Genomic DNA, 20,633 nt, shown 5'->3' on the forward strand with positions numbered 1-20,633 from the left:
GAGACAGGTTGGTTGCTATCTACTAGAAGTGTTGGTTGCTTGAGGGGAAGGTGGCTCCAGTACGAGAGGAACGAGCCGTCGGCGCCACTGGTCTACCGGTTGTCTGACAAGGCAGTGCCGGGCAGCTACGCGCTAGATTATAAAGGCTGAAAGCATCTAAGCCTGAGGTTTCCCCCGAAAATAAGCAACTTTTGGACATGGGTAGAAGACCTGATTGATGGGGTAGGGGTGTAAGCTTCGAGGTTTTCGGACCGAGTTGTTCAGCCCGCTATTTCCAACGTCCATTTGGTGTGATTTCATTAGCATTTGTTAGTCTAATTGGTTTTTTGTTTGTTCTGGTTAGGTGTTTACAGTTTGGGTGAAGTGTATGCATGGAAAAGTTTAAATAGTCCGTTTTTTATATTCATATTATGGTTCGGCGACCATAGCGGAGGGGTTACACCTGGTCTCGTTTCGATCCCAGAAGTAAAGTCCTCCTGCGTTTTAAGTGGTACTATAATGTCTTTTATGGGAAGCTTAAAACGTTGCCGGCCACTCTCATAATCACATTTTGGTTTATTTTTTTATAACTGAAAATTTTTTTAAATATATTAAGTTCTTTTTGATATAATTTTATTCAATTTAATAATAATCTCGCAAAAGTAAATGTTTGTATGGGATTCGTAAAAGGTTCCATCAAAAAGCTTATCTTAACCAATTACAAAATAGTTACTGTCATATCATTATTTTGACTGGTGCCTACGGTCCTTCTATGAGGTTGGCTGAGCCTTCTATGATTAGGAGAAACCCAGTACTGGACAGACTGCCTGCTTCGAGGGTTGCTCGGGGAGGAAAGGGTGAACTACCTGTGAACCAGTGAGTTAGTATGCAGGCAAAATTACTTAACCTTTATTTTTATATTATTTTTAAAAATTAATTCTAAATAATTTATTTCATTACTTTTAAATTAGTTCTAGGATATCTAATAGTTATTTTACTTTAAAAAATAATTATTTAAAAAATAGTTTAAGTTAAATAAAGCTTTACATTATTCCGCCACGTCTTATTCTTTTAATTACTACATGTGCTACATCTTCTGCATTATTAAATGGAAAGTCTTCTTCTACAAGGGAAGTTATAGCATCTTCTACTGTTATTTCAAATCCTGGAGCTCTGCACACTCCTCCTCTACCATGGGGAAATGATTCCATAAGTTTATCATAGTTATTTATTGGAAAGTCTGCTCCTTTTAATGCATTAACAATTCTATCATGTAATTCTTCATCAATACCCATCATTCAACCTCCTTTGTTATACTAATTATGATTTGTAATAAATATAAATTTAATTGTAATAATTTTATTAGTGTAATTTCCATTGAGGCGGGTAAAAATTTCTTTTAAAATACAAAAATTAAATTTTTCAACGTATTAAAATTATTTATAATTCCTTTTTATAGGTGTAATTTGAGTTCTGTATTCAATTAAATATTAGAATTATTACTTTAATTCATAAAAAACAGCTTATTTTGTATTAAAAACCTGCTAAATACCATAAGTATTAGTACTTGTTTAATTACAGTCTAATTTTCTATCATTTTCATAAAAATAGGTGTATATTTATAAACATTTATGGGGAAGGTATGGTGATATTTATCGTTTTGTTTAGTGGGGGCTGGGTATGTGAGTTCTGATATTCTTGTAGTTGAGGATGAGCATATCATTGCAATGGATATAAAGTTAAAATTAGAAGATTACGGCTACAGGGTGCTTGGGATAGTTTCAGACGGTGAAGATGCTGTTAAACTTGCTGCAGAACTCAGGCCAGATATTGTTTTAATGGATATTTTTTTAAAAGGAGATATTGATGGTATTGATGCTGCTAAGAGTATACTGGCATTAGAAATACCAGTTATTTACTTAACTGCTCACTCAGATAAAGTTACTCTATCGCGGGCCACGGAAAATCCTGCTTCAGGGTATCTTGTAAAGCCTTTTGAACCTCAAAAACTTTACAACACCATAGAGGTTACCCTTGAGAGGCAAAGGAAATATCTGGAAGAAATTGACGAAATTGAAAATCCAACCCATGGATCTAGAAATGGTAAAGTGGGAGTGTACATGGATGGGGAACGTCCAAGAGCATGTACTTTAATTCCTGAATTACTGGATCCTGAATCCCCACAACAGGAAAATTTCAAGGGTGAAATTATATATGCCGAGGATAAAATTACTCAAACACCTGTTGATGCAATCAGGGATAATCTAAAGCCGGTTATACTGGTAGTAGAAGATGAGGAGATAACTGCACTTGATATAAAGTTCAGGCTTGAAAAGCTTGGCTACTGTGTACCTGAAACTGTTAGTTCCGGTGAATCAGCTGTTCAAAAAGCATGTACTATCCAACCGGACCTTATACTTATGGATATAGTGCTTGCAGGTAAAATGGATGGTATCACTGCAGCTGAAACCTTAATGGAACTGGATATTCCAATTGTATATCTCACTGCATATGCCGATGGTGAAACAATTAAACGGGCCAGGAAAACATCTCCTTATGGGTATCTGGTAAAACCTTTTGAAGATGCAGAACTCTATACAACAGTTGAAATGGCGCTCAGTAAACACAGGAGTGACGTGGAAAATGTTGTGAAATTTCAAAATAAAATAAGGGAGAAATCTGATGAGCTTAAAATAGAAAAAACGGGAGTTTTTTTTGTCTCTGCAGTGACTATTTCACTTGCTGCATACGGCCTGTTAACCAGAGATATGACGTGGCTTGAATATATGCTGTTTATACCTGCAATGTATGGGGTTCTGCTTGCGGTGGTCAGCCTCAAAAAACAGAGCCCTGCAGTGGCTTTTGATGAGATGCCGTTTGTGAGCATAATGATCCCGGCCCATAACGAGGAATTTACAATAGCTAGATGTGTTAAAACCCTTGCACAACTTGATTATTATATTGAAGAAAAGCGAAACTACGAACTAATTGTTATAAATGATGGTTCCACTGATAACACTGCAGCTGTACTGAGGGAGCTCAAAAAAGAGTTCAATTTTATGAAGATTGTAACCAGAAAAACGCCACGCTCTGGAAAAGGTAAAGGTTATGTTCTTAATGATGGTTTAGAATTATGTAAAGGTGAAATAATAGCAGTTTTCGATGCAGATGCCCGTATTGAAACTGATTTCTTAAAGATAATAATACCTTACCTGAATGAGGATGGTGTTGAAGGTGTACAGGCTAGGGTTAGGATGTACAATCGTAATGAAAACCTTTTAACAGCTATGCAGGAAATTGAATTTGCTATATTTGGAAATGTGATACTTCGAGCAAAGGATATAATGGGTAAAAATGCATTCTTAGGGGGCAACGGTCAGATAGCCACAAAGAAAGTTATAAAAGAGATCGGGGGATGGGATGGATTTGCAGTCACAGAAGACCTGAATATGAGTATTAAACTCATTATGAACGGTTATAAAATTCGCTACTGTGGAGAAGCTGTTGTCTATCAGGAAGCTGTACCCCAGTGGGATCTTTTCTTTAGACAGAGAATCAGGTGGGCAACAGGAAATCTTGAAACGCTGTTTGTTTATCTTACAAAACTAATGAATGCACCTATTCCTCTTTATAAGAAAATAAATGCCATAGAACAGCTTTTTTTCCTCCTGCTTATTGCATTTGTGATGATAGGGTATGTGGTTTTTATACTCCAAATAGGAAATATTATGCAGTTCCATTTCGGCGCTCCAGTTGTTATAGGGGTCCTGTCAACTTTTGCGTTTTTCCCATCATTGTTCATAGGCCTATATCGAGAAAAAGCACTTCCACATGTTATAATTTATAGATCTGTAGAATACTGGGCTTATTGTCTGTACCTTCTGCCTTTATTCGTCGCGTCTTTTGCAGGGATGATTACACGAAAAGAAAGACACTGGGCAAAAACTCATCACAGCGGATATGAAGATATGGATGAGGATATAATAGGTGGTTCTCAAACTGATTCAGAAATAGTTTAGTAAAAAAGAAGTAATTTTTTGGCTTCAGGCAAAAAGGCTCAATTAGAAATTTTACAAAATAATGCATGGCAGTTTTCACAAAATTTTCCAGGTATTCAAAACCCTACATATACCATGTTTTGTGCCCATTACTCTGCCAATAAAAGTGCCCGCTGTAATACTGAGGACTATGGCCAGGAAAAGAGATCCCTGTACATAGTACCCTAGAAATAATGTTCTGGTTAACATGAAGCTTATATAAAATATAAGAACCACTGCCCCGATCCAGTCCATATTTCCAATTACTTTTTTGGTTTCTTCGTCCCAGATCAGTCTAAACATTCTGCTGACTATGATACTGACAGCTAATCCAATAAGTATTCCAGCTATGGCCAGGGACATGTTAATTGTACCTCTTAACATTTCAAATGCTATTAAAGATAACATGGCAATGGAAATGATGCTGAAAATTCTAACCCTTACAATAAGGCGGGCATCAAGATACTGGCGTATAGATGCTCTGTTTGGTCTATTCATTTATTGTCTGCAGTGATTTATTTTAATTTGAAAAAAAGTTTCTTTTTGATTTATATTCCATTAATATTTTAACTGCGGTTTATTGTTGATATTTATTTGATTTATGTATAGCTCAGACTAAGGTTAAAATCAGTAATTTCATTGATAAATTTCAACTAATTATTAAAAAAAAGAAATTAATTAAGGTGGTTGTATGAGTTCAATCTGCACACCTTGAGGGTCCTTAAAAAATGCTATTTTTGTACCGTTAGGAGTATCAATCGGGCCTCTTGTAAACTTTATGCCTTTATCCTGAATTTCTCGTGCAGTTTTGTCCATATCAGAAACTTCCAGTCCTACCATAAAAAGTCCATTTTTTCCTTTCATATTTGGATCCAGGTTTTCCATGCCTTCAGTCAGTTCAAGCATACTTTCCCCTTCTCCTTTTAAAAAAGCAATGGTTACTCCTTTTTCTGGATTGAAACGCCTGTTTTCTTCAAACCCTAATACGTCAGTATAAAATTTGACAGATTCATCCATGTTTTCAACCGCAATATTGGTGTATTTAACTTTCATAATATACCATCTCACAATTTTTTACAATATTATTATGAACTTTTGAAACTATATCATTACGGATTACCTGTAATTTATTTAAAAATGAAAAATTAAAATTTCTCCAGTATCTGGCCGTAAATATCCTTCATCTTTCCATCAGACTTCTCATAAATCATTCGAAGGATGAGTTCTGGAGTACTTTTTGCAAGATAGTTCATTCTAGGGGTCCTGTCTACAATTAAATTGTAGTTATCATCGAGGCCTTTTGCCTCAATTCCGTCAACCCTGACTTCAATATATTTCATTATCTCATGTGCCATATGAGTTACAATGACTGCATAAGAATTAGAATCTTTTATTAAGTCTATAAAGCTTGCAATTATTTTAACTGCAGCCTCAAGTTCTGTAATTGCTTCCAGTTCGTCCAGTAAAACTAGTTTATGTGTATCTGTAATTACGACGGGCATGAATGTATTTAGGAATGATTCAAATGCTCCTGCATCAAGGGATCTTTTCTTTGAGAAGAAATAAACTTCATCAATGAGTTTAACTGTAGCTTCTTCTGCACAGACAGGGAGCCCCATCTGTGCCATTATGGAAATTTGGGCAAGGGTTTCAAGGAGTGTTGTTTTACCTCCACTGTTTGCCCCGGTTAAAAGTGCAACATTTTCAGGAGTTTTCAGGAAGTAATCAATCTTTTGAATGTTGATTTCCTTCTCAAGTGCCAGGTTGAGATGTATTCCACCTTTAAAGTTGAACTCATCTCCGATATGCGGTGAATTTAAATTGTAATAGTATGCAAAACATCCCAGTGCAAACTCATAATCGAATTCCAGAATTTCCTGAATTTCTGCTTCAATTCCTTCTTTAAGGGTTGAGAGCCGTGATGCGGCTTTTACTTTCTTATCGAATGTGTTGATGTGCTGTCTTGCAATTTCCTGTTTTTTAACTCTTTCAAGTTCTTGTTCATCAATTTCTATTGGGTATTTTTGAATGAAGGGGTCAAATGAACATCCAGTTTTATCCTTAATTTCATCTCTGGCTTCTTTTATCACTTCATCAAATATGCTCTGTATTTTAGCAGGCATTCCTTCATTCATAAGGGCTAAAACTTCATCCCCTTTAAGGTCAACCTGTTTAATACTTTCAGCGAGCTTTTCATCGGCTTTTTTCTTTGCATCTTCGACGCTTGCATCAAATACGCTTTCATCAACTTTAGCTGATTCGAGAGAGTCAAGAATTTCTATAACTTCCCCAACAGCTGATTTTCGTCCTAAAATATTTTTAATTTCCAAAACATTGCAGAGAAGCTCGTAATTTGTGTAGTAATATGAAAGGACAGTTTCAGGAACAATTTCATAGTTTAAAGAATCACCTGTGACCATAGCAATATTATATGCATCATCAAGGTCTACTTGTCCTGTTGAAAATATGTAAACTACAAATTCATAGTCATCAAGAGTTTCTGACTCTTCTGCGGTGATAATAGTTGAGTATTTGTGTAGATCCAGATCCATAAGCCGGTTATAATCTTCTCTAGACTCTACAAGTATGGCTCTTGATGGATCATATTTTGGTTTGTCTTTTCCAGATGGATTTACTTTTTTAAGCAGGTCACTGATTTCATTTACTGGAAGCTTGGATACAGTTTCCTTGGCGTTCATTACAAAGTCTAGATTTTCCTGAATCTTTGCTGTATCCTTTGTGGGGCTCATTAAAAGAACCCTGTTTTTTCCATATTTGGTACTCGCGTATTTAAGAATTCTGGCGATAATGTCATCATAGATTTGGATGACCTGTTCTGTCTTTAAAAACTCTTCCCTTGGATTGCCTAAAGCTTCATTTATTATCTCTATAGCTTTAGCCTGACTTACGCCTTCAATTTCTGAAAGTTTATCAACTTCGAAGTTACTGATTGCTGTCTGTAAATCTGCCTCGCTGCCGAAGCTGTCAACAATTTTCTTTGCTAGTTTATCACCGATGCCTTTGATTTTTGTAAGTTCCACCTTTTATCACCATTAGGGCATAATTATTTGATTGTTTTGATCTTAAATAATTTTAACATTAAAATATTCAGTTTGAAACTTTATATAAATTTCAAATTTTTTTTATTATTATTAACTATTTTCAATATATAAACGTATAACTTAAATATAGTTGGGTAGCATGTGAAAACTAATAGTTTTCAAGCATTTGGTAACTAGTAATTGAATTTAAATTAATAATTACCTATTTCAAAAAAGTTTAGAAAATTTGAATAAAAAATGAGAAATATTCATGGTTCTACTATTTTATTGTGTAATTTTAAACTTAATTTAGAAAATTTATAGATTTATTTTCATATTGTACTTACATGTGTGATTTATTTTAATATAGTTTATTATTACATTAATTACACATGGTATCACTTTTTTTAAACGTAAAGTATAATTCTTTTAAAAATAAAGTTAAGGTATAGTCTAATTATGAAGGAATAAATTTATGGATCCCACTATTTTTTATATTATAATTCTTGCAATCACAGGAGCAGGTATAGGCTTTGCATCAGGCCTTCTTGGAATTGGGGGAGGTTTTATAATGGTCCCTATCCAATACTGGCTTTTTATATCCATTGGTGTTGATCCTACCCTTGCTATAAGAATGTCTTTAGGTACAAGCCTTGCGGTTATACTCCCCACAGCTATAAGTGGTGCATATGGGCATTACCGCAGGAATGCAGTTTTAATCAAACCAATGGCATTTTTAGCTATTACTGGGAGTATTGGTGGTATTTTGGGAGGGACTATTGCTTCTCATGTGCCTGGAGATATTCTTAAAATCCTTTTTGGGGTCACAGCTTTGGCGGTCGCTGTTAGAATGCTTCTTTATAAATCTCCTGAAACACGAAAAGAGCCTAAAACTAATAATAATTACTTTATTGCTGGAGGGTTCGTCGTTGGAATAATGTCCGGCCTTCTGGGAGTTGGTGGAGGATTTATCATAGTCCCATTTCTTGTAATTGCCATGGGGTATGACATACATAAATCAATTGGGACTTCCACAGCGGTTATAATATTTACATCTATAGGGGGAATTATCTCTTATATTTTTAATGGGCTGGGCGTACCGGGATTACCTCAATATTCTTTAGGTTATATTAACCTTCTTCAGTTTATTATCCTGGCAGGTGCAAGTATCCCCATGGCTCAATTGGGGGTTAAGGCAGCACATAAACTTCCTGCAGATAAACTGAATTATATATTCATAGCTCTGCTGATTTATGTGGGTTTAAATATGATAGGGATTATTTAAGGCCTGCAATTACAATCTTTCTTCAACTATTTGATTAATAACACTATCTGTAGTTGAAATTACTGCCTCAAAGGTACAGCAGTTTGGATTATAAAAATACATGTATTAATTAGGGACTACTTTTTATGTTAAATGATTTATTTTAGTAATTACCATATTACAATATAATTTAAAATTTAAGGAGGGATACTGTTCTATTATATCAAAAGACATTAAAAGCATTAAAAGCCAGATTGTAATTGTTTTTTTGGCTTTTTTAGTGGGTATGACCCTTTATGAAGTTGTAAAACAATTATTGTTTCCCAGTATAAATATATGGGAATCACATGTTATGACTATTTCTTTTACAACAATTTTAGCTGCTATTCTCGCTTATTTTGTGTTAAATGATCGGGAAAAGCTGATAAAACAGTTGGAGCAGGCTAATTATAATCTTGAAGATCAGATTGAAGAAAGGATGGCAGAAGTTAAAAGGTTAGCTAACATTGTGGAGTCATCGGATGATGCTATTATTGGAATGGATTTAAATTTTCGAATATCCAGCTGGAATCATGGCGCAGTAGAAATGTACGGATATTCCTCAGGTGAAATAATTGGAAAGCATATATTTATTTTAATGGAACCTGAGGAACAGGTTAATAATTTGAGATTGATTGAGAGAGCTAAAAATGGGGAGAGTATAGAACATGTTGAATTGGAATGTTTGAAAAAGGACGGATCCCATTTTTACTTGTCTATAACATTTTCTCCAATTAAAAATGATAAAGGTAATATTGTTGGAATATCTTCAATTTCTAAAGATATTACTCGGCGTAAGAATGCAGAAGAGCAGCTAAAGGATACAATAAATGAATTAAAACGTTCAAATGATGAACTACAGCAGTTTGCCTTCATTACCAGTCATGATCTCCAGGAACCTTTAAGGACCATTGCCAGTTACGCTCAACTGATTGAAAGGCGCTACAAAGGTAAGCTGGATAATGAAGCCGATGAATTCATTGAATTCATGGTTGATGGTGCAAAAAGAATGAAGCAGATGATCCAGGGTTTGCTTGATTATTCCCGTATTGAAACAAAAGGTGGAAAATTCCAGGATTTTAATGCGGGAAGTGCTTTAAATCATGCTTTAAATAATTTAGGGCCTGTAATTAATGAAAATAATGCAGAAGTTACTTACGATGCTCTTCCAATAATTTTTGCAGATGAAAACCAGATGATACGTGTGTTCCAGAATCTAATTGGAAATGCGCTTAAATTCCATAGTGCTGGGCTTAAACCTAAAATTCATATTTCTGCAAGCAAAGAAATTAAAGGATACATTTTTTCTGTTGCAGATAATGGAATAGGGTTAGAAAAGGAGTATTGTGATAAAATATTTGAAGTGTTCAAAAGATTACACTCTGTTGGAGAATATGATGGGGCAGGAATTGGTTTGGCAATTGTTAAAAGAATTATAGATCGCCATAATGGTAAAATTTGGGTTGAATCAGAGTATGGTGAAGGTTCTACGTTTTATTTCATGATACCCTTTAAGGAGTCCCTATAAATTTTAAATTAGTTAAAATTCAGTTTAAAATTAGTTATTGTAAGAGCAAATAAAATTCTCAAAAAAGTTTTAAAACAAGTTTTTTAATCATTTAAAACATTAAAAACTTGAATTTAAATAGCAAGGCTGGAAATTATGTTTTTGACTTACAGGTTAAAATATAGAACTTCTGTTTAAAAGTCAATTTAAGGTTTCAGCTAAAAATATAAAATAATTTAACTTTAAAAACATATTCTATGAAAATAATAAATGTGATAAAATGTTGCAGTTTGAGGAAATAAAAGAAGATACAGAAGATGTAAAGATTGAAGATATTGGAGATAAAGAGACTTCCCTGCCTAAAAGTTTTATTTTGGTTTACACTGATTATGAACTAACTGAAGGATCTATTCCTGAGGTTTGGGGAAAATTAAATGAACATGATTTTGATGGTGATGCTGAAAATATAGACTTTGTAATTTACTTTGATAATTTAAATAAAACATGTCGAATTATAATGGCGTTATATTATTCTGAAGATGATTCTAGTGTTCCTGAGGTTAATGAAATTGCTGAATATTACCGCCCCATATTTGAAGATTTCTATAATAAAAATAAACCATATTAGTTTTGTTTGAGTTTATTTCTTATTATTTTTTTTTAAGTATTTGTTATGTATTTTAATGCAGTCTGTTTTTCTTTATTGGGTCATTGACCATTGCGTAGATGATAAAACCGATAAAGGCTGCTGCTATAATAATTTTGTATATTTCTAATGTTTCTAACATTTTTTTCATCACTCTAATTTGTGCTGTATTTAAAGGATAAACGAATATATATTCAAAACTAAGATATAATATTTTTGATACTTACAGATCTGCAGTTATATTTGGGATCTTTTTGCTGAATTTTAGATATTTAAATGTTTTCTATGCATATATTTTGTAAATATGTCTTTATAGTTAGAAATTTTTCATAATACTTGATTGAATATGGAATTTAATTTGTATTTATTAAATGCACCTGTTAATTTAAATTTTTAGTTTTATTTACTACCTCATTTTTGGTGCTTTGAAATGCAATAGTTTATATTAAAGTTATGAATATATATTCAAAACATGTTGGGGTAAGGTTCATACTTGAGAACCTAGATCAGGTATTTTAAAACATATTCAACGGAATAAATAGGCAAAATTGAACCAACAGAGAATACATTGGGTGAGATATAATCGATTTGGTTAAATAGATTATAAACGTATTAAACAGAAAAAACAGCAATAATGGGTATTTATCAGCCAACTTTTCATAAAATTTTAAACTCTGGCGGGAAATAGAAGTAATTTCAGTGCATATGGAGGGTATTTGGGGATGGGAAGTTGGAATGTTACAAATTGTAGACATACTGGAGGTGAATTAAATGAAAGTAGCTATTACATCAACTGGACTTAGTTTGGAATCAAATATAAGCAACGTATTTGGAAGAAGCCCCAATTTTATCGTTGCAGATCTGGAAAATGGTAAAGTTGAAAATGTTTTACCCATTGAAAATCCTGCAAAAAATGAAAGGGGAGCCGGGAACTTAGCGGCACAATTTATAGTAGATCAAGGTGTTGAAGCTCTGATTATAGGAGAATTAGGTAATGTTGCCTTTGGTATTTTAAGAAATGCAGGAATTAAAATTTATAAAATCAGTCCTGGAAGTGTAGAAAAAAACATTAGATACTTTGGGGAAGGTAAATTAGATGAAATAGACTCAGTATCTTCAGGATTTCCTGGAAGGGGTAAAAGCCTAGGTGGAATTAGGCATAGATAATAACGTTCTCTGGGAACAATTAGATCAGCATAGTGAAAAACAGCAGGTGAGTTAAATGGTTAAAATAACAGTAGATTACGATAAATGCGAAGGTGCAGAATGCGGGGAATGCGCAGATGTATGCCCCATGGAAGTTCTTGTAATTGAGGAAGATACTCTTGTAATCAAGAACAAAGGGGAATGCAGCTTGTGCGAAGTATGTATGGATGTATGTCCAGATGAAGCAATAAAAGTTGAGGAATGATTGAGCATTAAATGAGTTATTAATTAATTTTAATGCTCTCATTACACTTTTATAAACTAGGGATATAACTTTCAAATTTAGGATCAATTAATTAAAACTGCTTTAAAGAATAATTTTGTATATTTATATATTTTAAATTAAATTAACCAATAAAAACATTTATTTTATGAAAATAGCTAGAATTAGGGAACGTTAACTTCATTGAATAACTGATGAAAAAAGTTATACCTTTTAAAAATAAAGTAATAGTAAGAACTTCTTTATAGTTTTTAAAAAGATATTAATCAATATTTTCAGGGGAGGTATTGAATTAAATACAAAAAATAGCATATTCAAGGAAATATTTGATAAGTCTCCTACTGGTATTTTTTGTTATGATAAAAAGGGTAATTTAATTGATGTTAATTATACTGCCCTAAAAATAACAGGTATTACTTCTTTAGATGATTTTAAAAAAATTAATTTATTTGATAGTCATGATATTGCATTAAGAAAGGATGAATTGATTAAAACAGGTTTGGTTAAGTTTCAATCTAGTTTAAACTATGAAAATATCAGAAATGACGGAAGTTATGCTTCTGTAAATTCTGGAACTGCTTTTATTGATTGGACTATCTCTAAAGCCGATTTTGGTTTTTTAGTTCAAATTCGGGATGTTACTGAACATACAGAAATTGAAAAAGAGTTAAAAAAATCAGCAGAAGAGATCAAAAGAAATAACAAAGTATTAAACGGCATAATTAAAATATTTCAGGCCGGTTTAAGAGTTAAAAGTAAAAAAGAATTAGCTCAAATGTCATTAAAAATTATTGAGGAAATTATGGGCAGCTCTTCTGGTTTTATATGTGAGATAACACCTAAAAAATTATTAAATACTATTGCAACAAGTTTTTCTGGGGCGTGCGAACGTAAAACACCCGAGGGTAAACAGTTGGTTATGGAAACAGATTTACCTATTAAAGGAATTAGGTGGAGTGTTATTAATGAAGCAAGGCCTTTAATTTTTAATGACATTAATAAACATCCAAAATGGATTGAACCTCCAGAAGACCATGTTAAAATTAAAAGTTTCATGGGCGTGCCTTTAATGTATTCTGGTGAAGTTTTTGGCGAAATTGGACTGGTTCATACAGATGGAGATTTTAGTCAGGATGATTTAGAAATAGTTGAATTAATATCTACTGTAGTTATGGAAGCTTTAATGAGTTATAAATCCAGAAATCAATTAACAGAGTATAAAATTAAGTCAGAGGAATTAGTTAGAAAATTTAAAGATAGTGAGGAATCATTTAGGGCACTTGCAGAAAATTCACCTGATCTTATAACACGGATCGACACTGATTTTAAATACATTTTTATTAATTTTAAAATTTTAGAATTGCAGGGTAATTACCCTGACTTTTATATGGGTAAAACCTTTGAGGAAACAGGCACCCCTATGAGATATGCTGAAATGTGGAGGTCAAAATATCAAAAATTACTGGATACTGGTGAATTACAGAAGTTTGAATACAGTTCTATAACTAATGATGGTTTTAGATATTTTGAGACCACTGCCGTACCTGAATATAATTCTAAAGGCGAAATTGAATCGATACTGTCTATAAGTCGTGACATTACTGAAAGAAAGAATAGTGAAAGACAATTAAAAGAAATTATAACTGAACTGCAGCGTTCTAATAAAGAATTACAGAGTTTTGCTTACATTACAAGCCATGACCTGCAGGAACCGCTGCGGACTATTGCCAGTTATGCGCAGTTAATTGAAAGACGTTATAAGGGTAAGCTTGATGATGACGCTGATGAATTCATTGAGTACATGGTTGATGGTGCAAAGAGAATGAAAAGCATGATTCAGGGCTTGCTTGATTATTCCCGTGTTGGGACAAAAGGAAACGAATTTAAAGAATTCAATGCTCAAGAAGCTTTAGATTATGCTTTAAGTAACTTAGAATCTTCAATTGCTGAAAATAATGCTGAAATAACCAGTGATCCAATTCTTCCTGTAATTTTCGCCGATGAAGATCAAATTGCACGCGTATTCCAGAATCTAATTGGAAATGCGCTTAAATTCTGTAAGGATGGTATAATGCCTGAAATTCACGTTTCAGCTCGAAAAAAAGATAAAGAATATGTTTTTTCAGTTAGTGACAATGGAATTGGAATGGAAGAACAGTACAGTGACCATATTTTTGAAGTGTTCAAGCGATTACATTCAATTGATGAGTATCAAGGTGCAGGAATAGGTCTGGCTATAGTTAAACGAATAGTGGATCGTCATGGTGGGCGTGTTTGGGTTGAATCAGAGTTAGGTAAAGGTTCGACATTTTATTTTACCATACCTGTTAGAAATAAAGCCCTTCTAAGGATAATTAATAAGATTAAATAATGGTATAGTTTAAAAACATTAAGAACATGTTTTTCACGTTCATAATCTATTTTTTTAATCATTTTTTATAATGAGGTTGTACAGGTAAATTTCATGTAAATATCCATGTTCTTAGGATAATTTCTATATCTGCAATTTAAAAGGAAGTATAATTCCTGCAAATATCATAAAAAGGGGTTTTTTATAAAATTAGAGGGTATCCATGGACACCAAATGAAAATATTCAATGTCCATGAATTTAAGTACTTTACTTAAAATATTAATTAAAAGGGGATGAGATCAATACTTATCAGTATTGACCTAAATTACTAATGTGTGGTTTTGTATATAAATTTTATGGTTTAAAGAGATAATAATAATTTATACGTAATTTTATAAATTATAATACGTTTTTATTAAAAAATCAACTTTATTTTATTATTTTATCTAATTTTAACCTTTTTGAGCAGTTCAATTTTAATACTTTTCTTGTGATATGTCTCAAAGGGTTTTAAAATAATGGCGTTATAACTCTTTTTTGATATATGTATATTCTAATTAGTTTCTCCTGCTTGGATGTGTAAAAATATCTGTTTTTTTGAGGGATCTTGGGCTGCACCATAATCCTATTTTTTTACTCCCCTAAAATATGAAGTCCATAAAATTTAACGGTAGGATACTTTCTGAATTCGATAAAAAAACTTGATCTTCAATTAAAAAGAAAAATGAATTTAATTCAGGCGGGTATCTCTTCTTTTGTTCCACGGTTCCAGTGGCGGTGCACGGCAATTGCCTCAATAAAACTTTTAGCAAAATTTTTTATCTGAGTATTGTCAACGGTAGTAACTACACCTTTATCTGAAGTTATTTCTCCTTTTGAAATTGAAAACCCTGTTATATCTGATTCTATAAGTAAATCCATGCCTTCACTAACTGCGGCAATGGCTTTGCAGTGTTTAAACGCCTCATTTACAAAATGAATTACATCGCCACGTTTTTTCAGTGTTTCCACACTTTCTTTACCTCCAGGTACGTAGACTGCATCGAACTGAGTAGATGCTGTAGAAATGTAATTTTTGTCAACTTCAATTTCCTGCCCAGTATCTGCTTTGATCATTCCGAGGTACATGGATATGATTTCTGAATTTGCCCCAGCGTCCTCAAGGGCGTCCTTTACCTTCACTAATTCATCATAATTGAAACCGTTTTCTGCAAGTATGGCAACTTTCCTGGTTTTTACAGTGTCTTTTACTGTATTTTCCATACTGAATGATGGGAAATTGTCTGCAGTGCTTGAATCTGCACCGTTTGGTGGTGGTGAAACACCAACTCCCTTTGCAATTGCTACAGCAAGCCCTTTATCTACATTTGCAAATTGATCCACCATTTTCTGGCGGACTTCTTTTGACTCTACTTTTCCAACTTCAAAGTGGAAAGCACTGATAATATGCTGCTTTTCGGGCTCAGACATGCTGTTGTAAAATGATCTGGCCTGGCTGTAGAAGTCCTTGAACTTATCACTTCTGTCCCTTATTTTTTTACCTTCCACCTTTTCCATGTAATGGACATAGCCTCCATCTTCTCTAGGAACGGGTTTAGGGCAGTTATCTCCCAGTGTATTGGGGAAATAGCTGGTTTTACCAGTATTAATTGTATGTCGGTGATATCCGTCGCGTTGATTATTGTGCACCGGTGCTAATGGTCTATTTATAGGTATTTCGTGGAAATTTGGGCCGCCCAGCCGGATAAGCTGCGTGTCAATGTATGAAAAGAGCCTGCCCTGTAGAAGTGGGTCATTACTGAAATCTATTCCTGGGACTACATTTCCAGGGCAAAATGCTACCTGTTCCACTTCTGCAAAGAAGTTATCTGGTTTTCTGTTTAAAACAAGTTTACCAATCTTTTTAGGCGTTATAAGTTCTTCAGGCCAGTGTTTGGTGGGGTCAAGAATGTCAAAATCGAAGTTGTGTTCATCCTCTTCTTCAACCATCTGAACATAAAGCTCATATTCAGGATAATCTCCGTTATCTATTGCTTCGTAGAGGTCACGCCTGTGATAATCCGGATCTTCTCCGCCAAGCTTCATTGACTCGTCCCAGACCAATGAATGCACTCCAAGCAGTGGTTTCCATATAAATTTGATAAATCTGCCTTTTCCTTCCATGTTCACGAATCTGAAGGTGTTGACGCTGAAGCCTTCCATCATCCTGTAGCTTCTAGGTATTGCCCTGTCGGATAGTGCCCACATGATCATGTGGGTTGTTTCCGGCGCGCTTACCACGAAATCGTAGAATGTATCGTGGGCAGTTGATGCCTGGGGTATTTCATTATCGGGTTCTGGTTTAACTGAATGGATTAAATCAGGGAATTTAATGGCATCCTGTATGAAAAATATGGGTATATTATTGCCTACGAGGTCATAATTACCATCTTCAGTATAAAATTTAGTTGCAAAGCCTCTAACATCTCTTGCAGTATCTGCAGAACCTCTAAATCCTGCTACTGTTGAAAACCTCACAAATACTGGTGTTTTTTTTCCAGGTTCTTGGAGGAATTTGGCCATTGTATATTCAGACATTGACTCATAACATTCAAAGTAACCGTGGGCACCAGCGCCCCTTGCATGCACTATTCTTTCAGGGATTCTTTCATGGTCAAAATGGGTTATTTTTTCCCTGAAATGAAAGTCTTCCATCAGTGTAGGTCCTCTTTTTCCAGCTTTCAGGGAGTCGTCGGTATGATTTACCTTTACCCCCTGGTCTGTGGTGAGTCCTTTTCCTTCAGGATATTCTCTAAATTCTTCTAGATCTTCAACTTTGCTTTTTTCATCAATTTTCTGCTTTTTTTTATCTTTATTCATCATACCACTCTTCAGGAACCTTAAAATAAATTGTTAAAACTGAAACTTTTTTTAATTCTTATTTATATATGTAATAATTAATATAAAAAGTTTAATACTAATTGGGTGCAACTAAAAATTTAAAAATAAAATTTAGGGGGATGACTTTAAAATTAAATGGTGGATATGGCAGTAAACAAGATTTAAATTTACTAACCAAAGATTTTAGCAAATTTTGTAACATCTTTTTAATTAAAATTAAGTTTCAAATTAATTGAAATGGATATTTTGAGCCACAGGATCATTTACTATAATGGATTAATAATTAAAATAAAGAATATTTAAAATATATGGCTTATAGACACGGTTCCAAACGATTCATTGGTACTCTGGCTTTCAATAACTTTATTTCCTTGAAATATTTGTACCCGTAACGGCAATGTGCGGTTATCTGTTTTTCTAAAAGTAACGGATACTGTACCGGGATTTGGGCCTAAATTATAATTATTGCTGGAAGTTCCCTGCACCGTTCTATTTCCTGTGTTGTCTGAAATAGTACCATTCCATGATCCTTGATAAGCTACAGTTACAATCACATTTGGTGTAAAAGAGCTGTTATTTGTGTTTGGAGATTGATTGGTATTGTTTCCTGTGGAATTATTTTGTGTATTAACACAACCCGATGTAAAAATCACCGCAAAAATAAGTATTATGGATAAGTATTTGTTAATTCTGCTCAATTAATCACTCTCCCCCATAACAACTATGTTAAAAAAATTATTAATATTTTTCTATAAGTTATGAAATTGGGGGGGGGGTAATTGGTCGGGAAATTTATTGTTCTGTAACTCCTCTGAGGAAGTTCCCAGTTGTTATCCCACCTAAAGAGATCTTTTTAACTTTATTTTTTAAAGCATTAAGTTCATGTTTTGATTTTTGGTCATTCTTAGCCCCGATCTCAATGGCTTTTCTATAGATATGACTCATATCATGGGCATATTTTTGAGTTCTGCCTCTTGCATCAATTATAACTGTATCAAGGCCTATTTTAGAAATTTGGGGCATATGATCTACCAGGCACAACTCCACTGAGTTTAAAATGATGGTCCTGCATTCATTATCCAATCTTATCGGGAATAAGTGGTTTTTAGCATCTTCTATTCCCAGAAATGATTTTCCGGCATTTTTATTTTTAAGAACTTTATCTCCTGCAATATGGGGAATGCAGTCTTTAGAAACTATAGATTCCATATTTCCCTGTACTAAAAGTTCTAAATTTGAATCAATTCCTCTAGTTTGAATATTGAAAGCAAGCCTTTTAATTTCATCCTTTGAAAGCTCAGGGGATACAGTAAAATTACTAAAAATGTTTTGCAGTTCTTCAACTGATTTATAATTCCATATATTAAGTCCGGAAGATGCAAAAAGATTAATCTGAGAATTGAGATTTAACATAAATTCTGCAGCTCCAATAGAATCGGTCATAACTCCACTAATCCCTGCATTAAAAGCTTTAGCTAGAAAAGAATTTAAAGAGGCTAAATAATGGCTTGGAGTAATTTTAGGTAATTTTAAAAGTAATTCAGTATTTGTATTTTTACAGATCGACACAGCTTCATTGATTAAATTTAAGGTTGATTCCATATTTAAATTAGGGCAGCAGTCCCGTGCTGTATTTCCGGTAAATGGGTCAAAATAAATTCTATCGCATTTCCCGCTGGCAGCGCCTTTTAGGACGTCCAGATTGTCGGCATATACCGCTAAATTAATTGATTTTTTAGCTAGTTTAGCATTATTTGCTTTTGTGTCCAGTTGAGGGAGCAGCTTGTTTAATTTATCATGCGCTTCTTTCATTTTATTTTTACCTGGACAGGATGCTGAAATTAATTTTTCTTCTATTTTTTCAAATAGTTCCCTGCGGAGCTTGTTTAATTCACTGACTGGTGCAAAAAATCCCCCTGGATAATGTATATTTATATTTTTTATATCAAATGGGGTACCTCCAGTTTTTCTAAACTGGGTTTCAATTATTTTTTCAGTTACGGGTTTTTTAACTGCTTTTTCCATTTTAAAATCAGGAACTAATTCCAGCTCAATTTGAGCATTATCTGGACCATTAAATTTACTTTTAAGTGAAATAGAACCATCATTTTCTACAAATATATCTAAATTAACTTTTATTTGATGTTTATCATCACTAATTATTTTTTGAGCTTTATCAAGCAGCGATCTCCTGCGTGTTATATAAACTAAAGTTCCAGGTCTTAATGGGCGTTGAACAGTGAACGTAGCTTTATTTTTATAAATAGATGGAGATTCATGTATTACCATACCATAATCGTTTTTATTTTGATCTTTATTTATAAAAACGATGCCGTCTCCCTTTTCAGGGATAATTTGATTTTTAATTTCAATTACAACTTCTTTATCTTTCTTCTTGTAATCAGTGACAGGCCCAACATAAACTCCTCTGTTTCCAGGACGGTCCCGACTCATTACCGAGCTTTCGTCTTTTTCTAAAAGGTACCCTCCTGTAAAATCACGGTTAAACGCTAATTTAAGGTCATCAATGTCTTTTTTTCTGGGCTTCCATCTTCCTTTTTTAATAGAATCCAGTGCTTTTCTATATGTGCTCACAACAACTGCCACATATTCTGGAGACCTCATTCTGCCCTCAATTTTGAGTGAACTTACGGATGATTTCGATATTTTATCAAGATATTCGTAAATCGCTAAATCACGTGTCGATAATAAATATTTCTCTTTAGTTTTCACTTCAAAAATCTTTGATTTTTGATGTTCGATAATGCTTTGCATTATCTCAACTTTAGTTGTATTAATGGGCCGGCCGTATTCATCTTTTTCGCCTAGGATTAGATCATATGGTTTCCTGCACGGCTGTGCGCACATACCTCTGTTTCCACTGCGCCCGCCGATAAATGAAGATAAAAGGCACTGTCCTGAATAGGAGTAGCATAGAGCTCCATGTGCAAATATTTCAAGTTCAATTTCTCCGGGTTCAATATTTTTGTTGATTTCCTCTATTTCTGCCAGTTTCATTTCCCTTGCAAGCACCACCCGTTTGAATCCAAATTCTGCTGCCCATTTAACTCCTTCAGTGTTGTGAATTGTCATTTGTGTGGATGAATGGAGGTCAAGATCTGGAACAAGCTCTTTTGCAATATGTGCAACGCCAATATCTTGAACTAAAATTGCATCTACTCCACCTTCATATAAAAATAATAAGTATTTAGCTAAATCTGGAAGTTCCTGATCTTTAATGAGAGTGTTAACTGTTACATAAACTTTTACACCCCTTAAATGAGCGTAATGAACAGCTTCTTTTAAATCTGTGTTATCAAAATTAGCTGCATAATGCCGTGCCCCAAACTGCTTCCCTGCAAGGTATACGGCATCTGCCCCTGCATTCACAGCTGCTTTCAGGGATTCCATAGATCCTGCAGGTGCCAGTAGTTCTGGTATTTCTATTTTCATTGTATTC

The 20,633-nt window shown here is 33.8% G+C and carries 15 protein-coding genes and 2 rRNA genes; 10 read left to right on the plus strand and 7 right to left on the minus strand.

Annotation, left to right across the window (positions count from 1 at the left end):
* The 3 genes from EJ01_RS17700 to EJ01_RS17300 all read left to right on the plus strand — a co-directional run.
* Positions 1-297, plus strand: a 23S ribosomal RNA gene (locus EJ01_RS17700); the annotation flags it as partial.
* A gap of 117 nt (positions 298-414) precedes the next feature.
* Positions 415-533: ribosomal RNA gene (gene rrf, locus EJ01_RS10200) — 5S ribosomal RNA — on the plus strand.
* A 116-nt stretch (positions 534-649) separates the two neighbouring features.
* Positions 650-859, plus strand: coding sequence for a hypothetical protein (locus EJ01_RS17300; RefSeq protein WP_157197560.1), 210 nt, complete (start codon positions 650-652; stop codon positions 857-859).
* A gap of 163 nt (positions 860-1,022) precedes the next feature.
* On the opposite strand, the gene EJ01_RS10205 is transcribed toward EJ01_RS17300, so the two are convergent.
* Positions 1,023-1,277 (minus strand): MTH865 family protein, encoded by a 255-nt coding sequence (locus tag EJ01_RS10205; protein ID WP_052376061.1) that lies wholly within the window; start codon positions 1,275-1,277, stop codon positions 1,023-1,025.
* A 384-nt stretch (positions 1,278-1,661) separates the two neighbouring features.
* On the opposite strand from EJ01_RS10205, the gene EJ01_RS10210 reads away from it, so the two are divergent.
* Positions 1,662-3,998, plus strand: coding sequence for a response regulator (locus EJ01_RS10210; protein ID WP_157197559.1), 2,337 nt, complete (start codon positions 1,662-1,664; stop codon positions 3,996-3,998).
* 75 nt (positions 3,999-4,073) lie between these two features.
* Here the strand turns inward: EJ01_RS10210 and EJ01_RS10215 are convergent, their stop codons facing one another.
* The 3 genes from EJ01_RS10215 to EJ01_RS10225 form a co-directional block, all read right to left on the minus strand.
* A complete protein-coding gene (locus EJ01_RS10215) occupies positions 4,074-4,514 on the minus strand; it encodes a hypothetical protein (protein WP_048081023.1) in 441 nt (146 codons plus the stop codon).
* A gap of 180 nt (positions 4,515-4,694) precedes the next feature.
* On the minus strand, positions 4,695-5,069 hold the full coding sequence (locus tag EJ01_RS10220) for a VOC family protein (RefSeq protein WP_048081022.1): 375 nt from the start codon (positions 5,067-5,069) through the stop codon (positions 4,695-4,697).
* A 92-nt stretch (positions 5,070-5,161) separates the two neighbouring features.
* A complete protein-coding gene (locus EJ01_RS10225; protein WP_048081021.1) occupies positions 5,162-7,057 on the minus strand; it encodes a helix-hairpin-helix domain-containing protein in 1,896 nt (631 codons plus the stop codon).
* A gap of 475 nt (positions 7,058-7,532) precedes the next feature.
* Between EJ01_RS10225 and EJ01_RS10230 the strand changes: the two genes are divergently transcribed.
* From EJ01_RS10230 to EJ01_RS16570, 6 genes are all read left to right on the plus strand, one after another.
* Positions 7,533-8,342, plus strand: a complete 810-nt coding sequence (locus EJ01_RS10230; RefSeq protein ID WP_048081020.1) for a sulfite exporter TauE/SafE family protein — start codon at positions 7,533-7,535, stop codon at positions 8,340-8,342.
* A gap of 265 nt (positions 8,343-8,607) precedes the next feature.
* Positions 8,608-9,888 (plus strand): sensor histidine kinase, encoded by a 1,281-nt coding sequence (locus tag EJ01_RS10235; protein WP_052376063.1) that lies wholly within the window; start codon positions 8,608-8,610, stop codon positions 9,886-9,888.
* Between the two features lie 259 nt (positions 9,889-10,147).
* The gene (locus tag EJ01_RS10240; protein WP_048081019.1) at positions 10,148-10,495 is read left to right on the plus strand and encodes a hypothetical protein; all 348 of its coding nucleotides are present in this window, start codon (positions 10,148-10,150) and stop codon (positions 10,493-10,495) included.
* A gap of 789 nt (positions 10,496-11,284) precedes the next feature.
* Positions 11,285-11,680, plus strand: a complete 396-nt coding sequence (locus tag EJ01_RS10245) for a NifB/NifX family molybdenum-iron cluster-binding protein (protein ID WP_048081018.1) — start codon at positions 11,285-11,287, stop codon at positions 11,678-11,680.
* Between the two features lie 55 nt (positions 11,681-11,735).
* Positions 11,736-11,924, plus strand: coding sequence for a 4Fe-4S binding protein (locus EJ01_RS10250; RefSeq protein ID WP_048081017.1), 189 nt, complete (start codon positions 11,736-11,738; stop codon positions 11,922-11,924).
* A 328-nt stretch (positions 11,925-12,252) separates the two neighbouring features.
* Complete coding sequence (locus EJ01_RS16570) at positions 12,253-14,313, plus strand: ATP-binding protein (RefSeq protein ID WP_269221224.1); 2,061 nt, start codon at positions 12,253-12,255, stop codon at positions 14,311-14,313.
* A gap of 715 nt (positions 14,314-15,028) precedes the next feature.
* Here EJ01_RS16570 and EJ01_RS10260 read toward each other — a convergent pair.
* The 3 genes from EJ01_RS10260 to EJ01_RS10270 form a co-directional block, all read right to left on the minus strand.
* The gene (locus EJ01_RS10260) at positions 15,029-17,152 is read right to left on the minus strand and encodes a catalase (RefSeq protein ID WP_048081016.1); all 2,124 of its coding nucleotides are present in this window, start codon (positions 17,150-17,152) and stop codon (positions 15,029-15,031) included.
* A gap of 320 nt (positions 17,153-17,472) precedes the next feature.
* Positions 17,473-17,871, minus strand: a complete 399-nt coding sequence (locus EJ01_RS10265; RefSeq protein WP_048081015.1) for a hypothetical protein — start codon at positions 17,869-17,871, stop codon at positions 17,473-17,475.
* Between the two features lie 94 nt (positions 17,872-17,965).
* Entirely contained in the window at positions 17,966-20,626 is a 2,661-nt protein-coding gene (locus EJ01_RS10270; protein ID WP_048081014.1) for a DUF3656 domain-containing U32 family peptidase, read from the minus strand.
* Between the last annotated feature and the right edge of the window lie 7 nt (positions 20,627-20,633).

Origin of the sequence: Methanobacterium veterum (genome assembly GCF_000745485.1) — an archaeon.
Taxonomy (GTDB): Archaea; Methanobacteriota; Methanobacteria; order Methanobacteriales; family Methanobacteriaceae; genus Methanobacterium_D; species Methanobacterium_D veterum.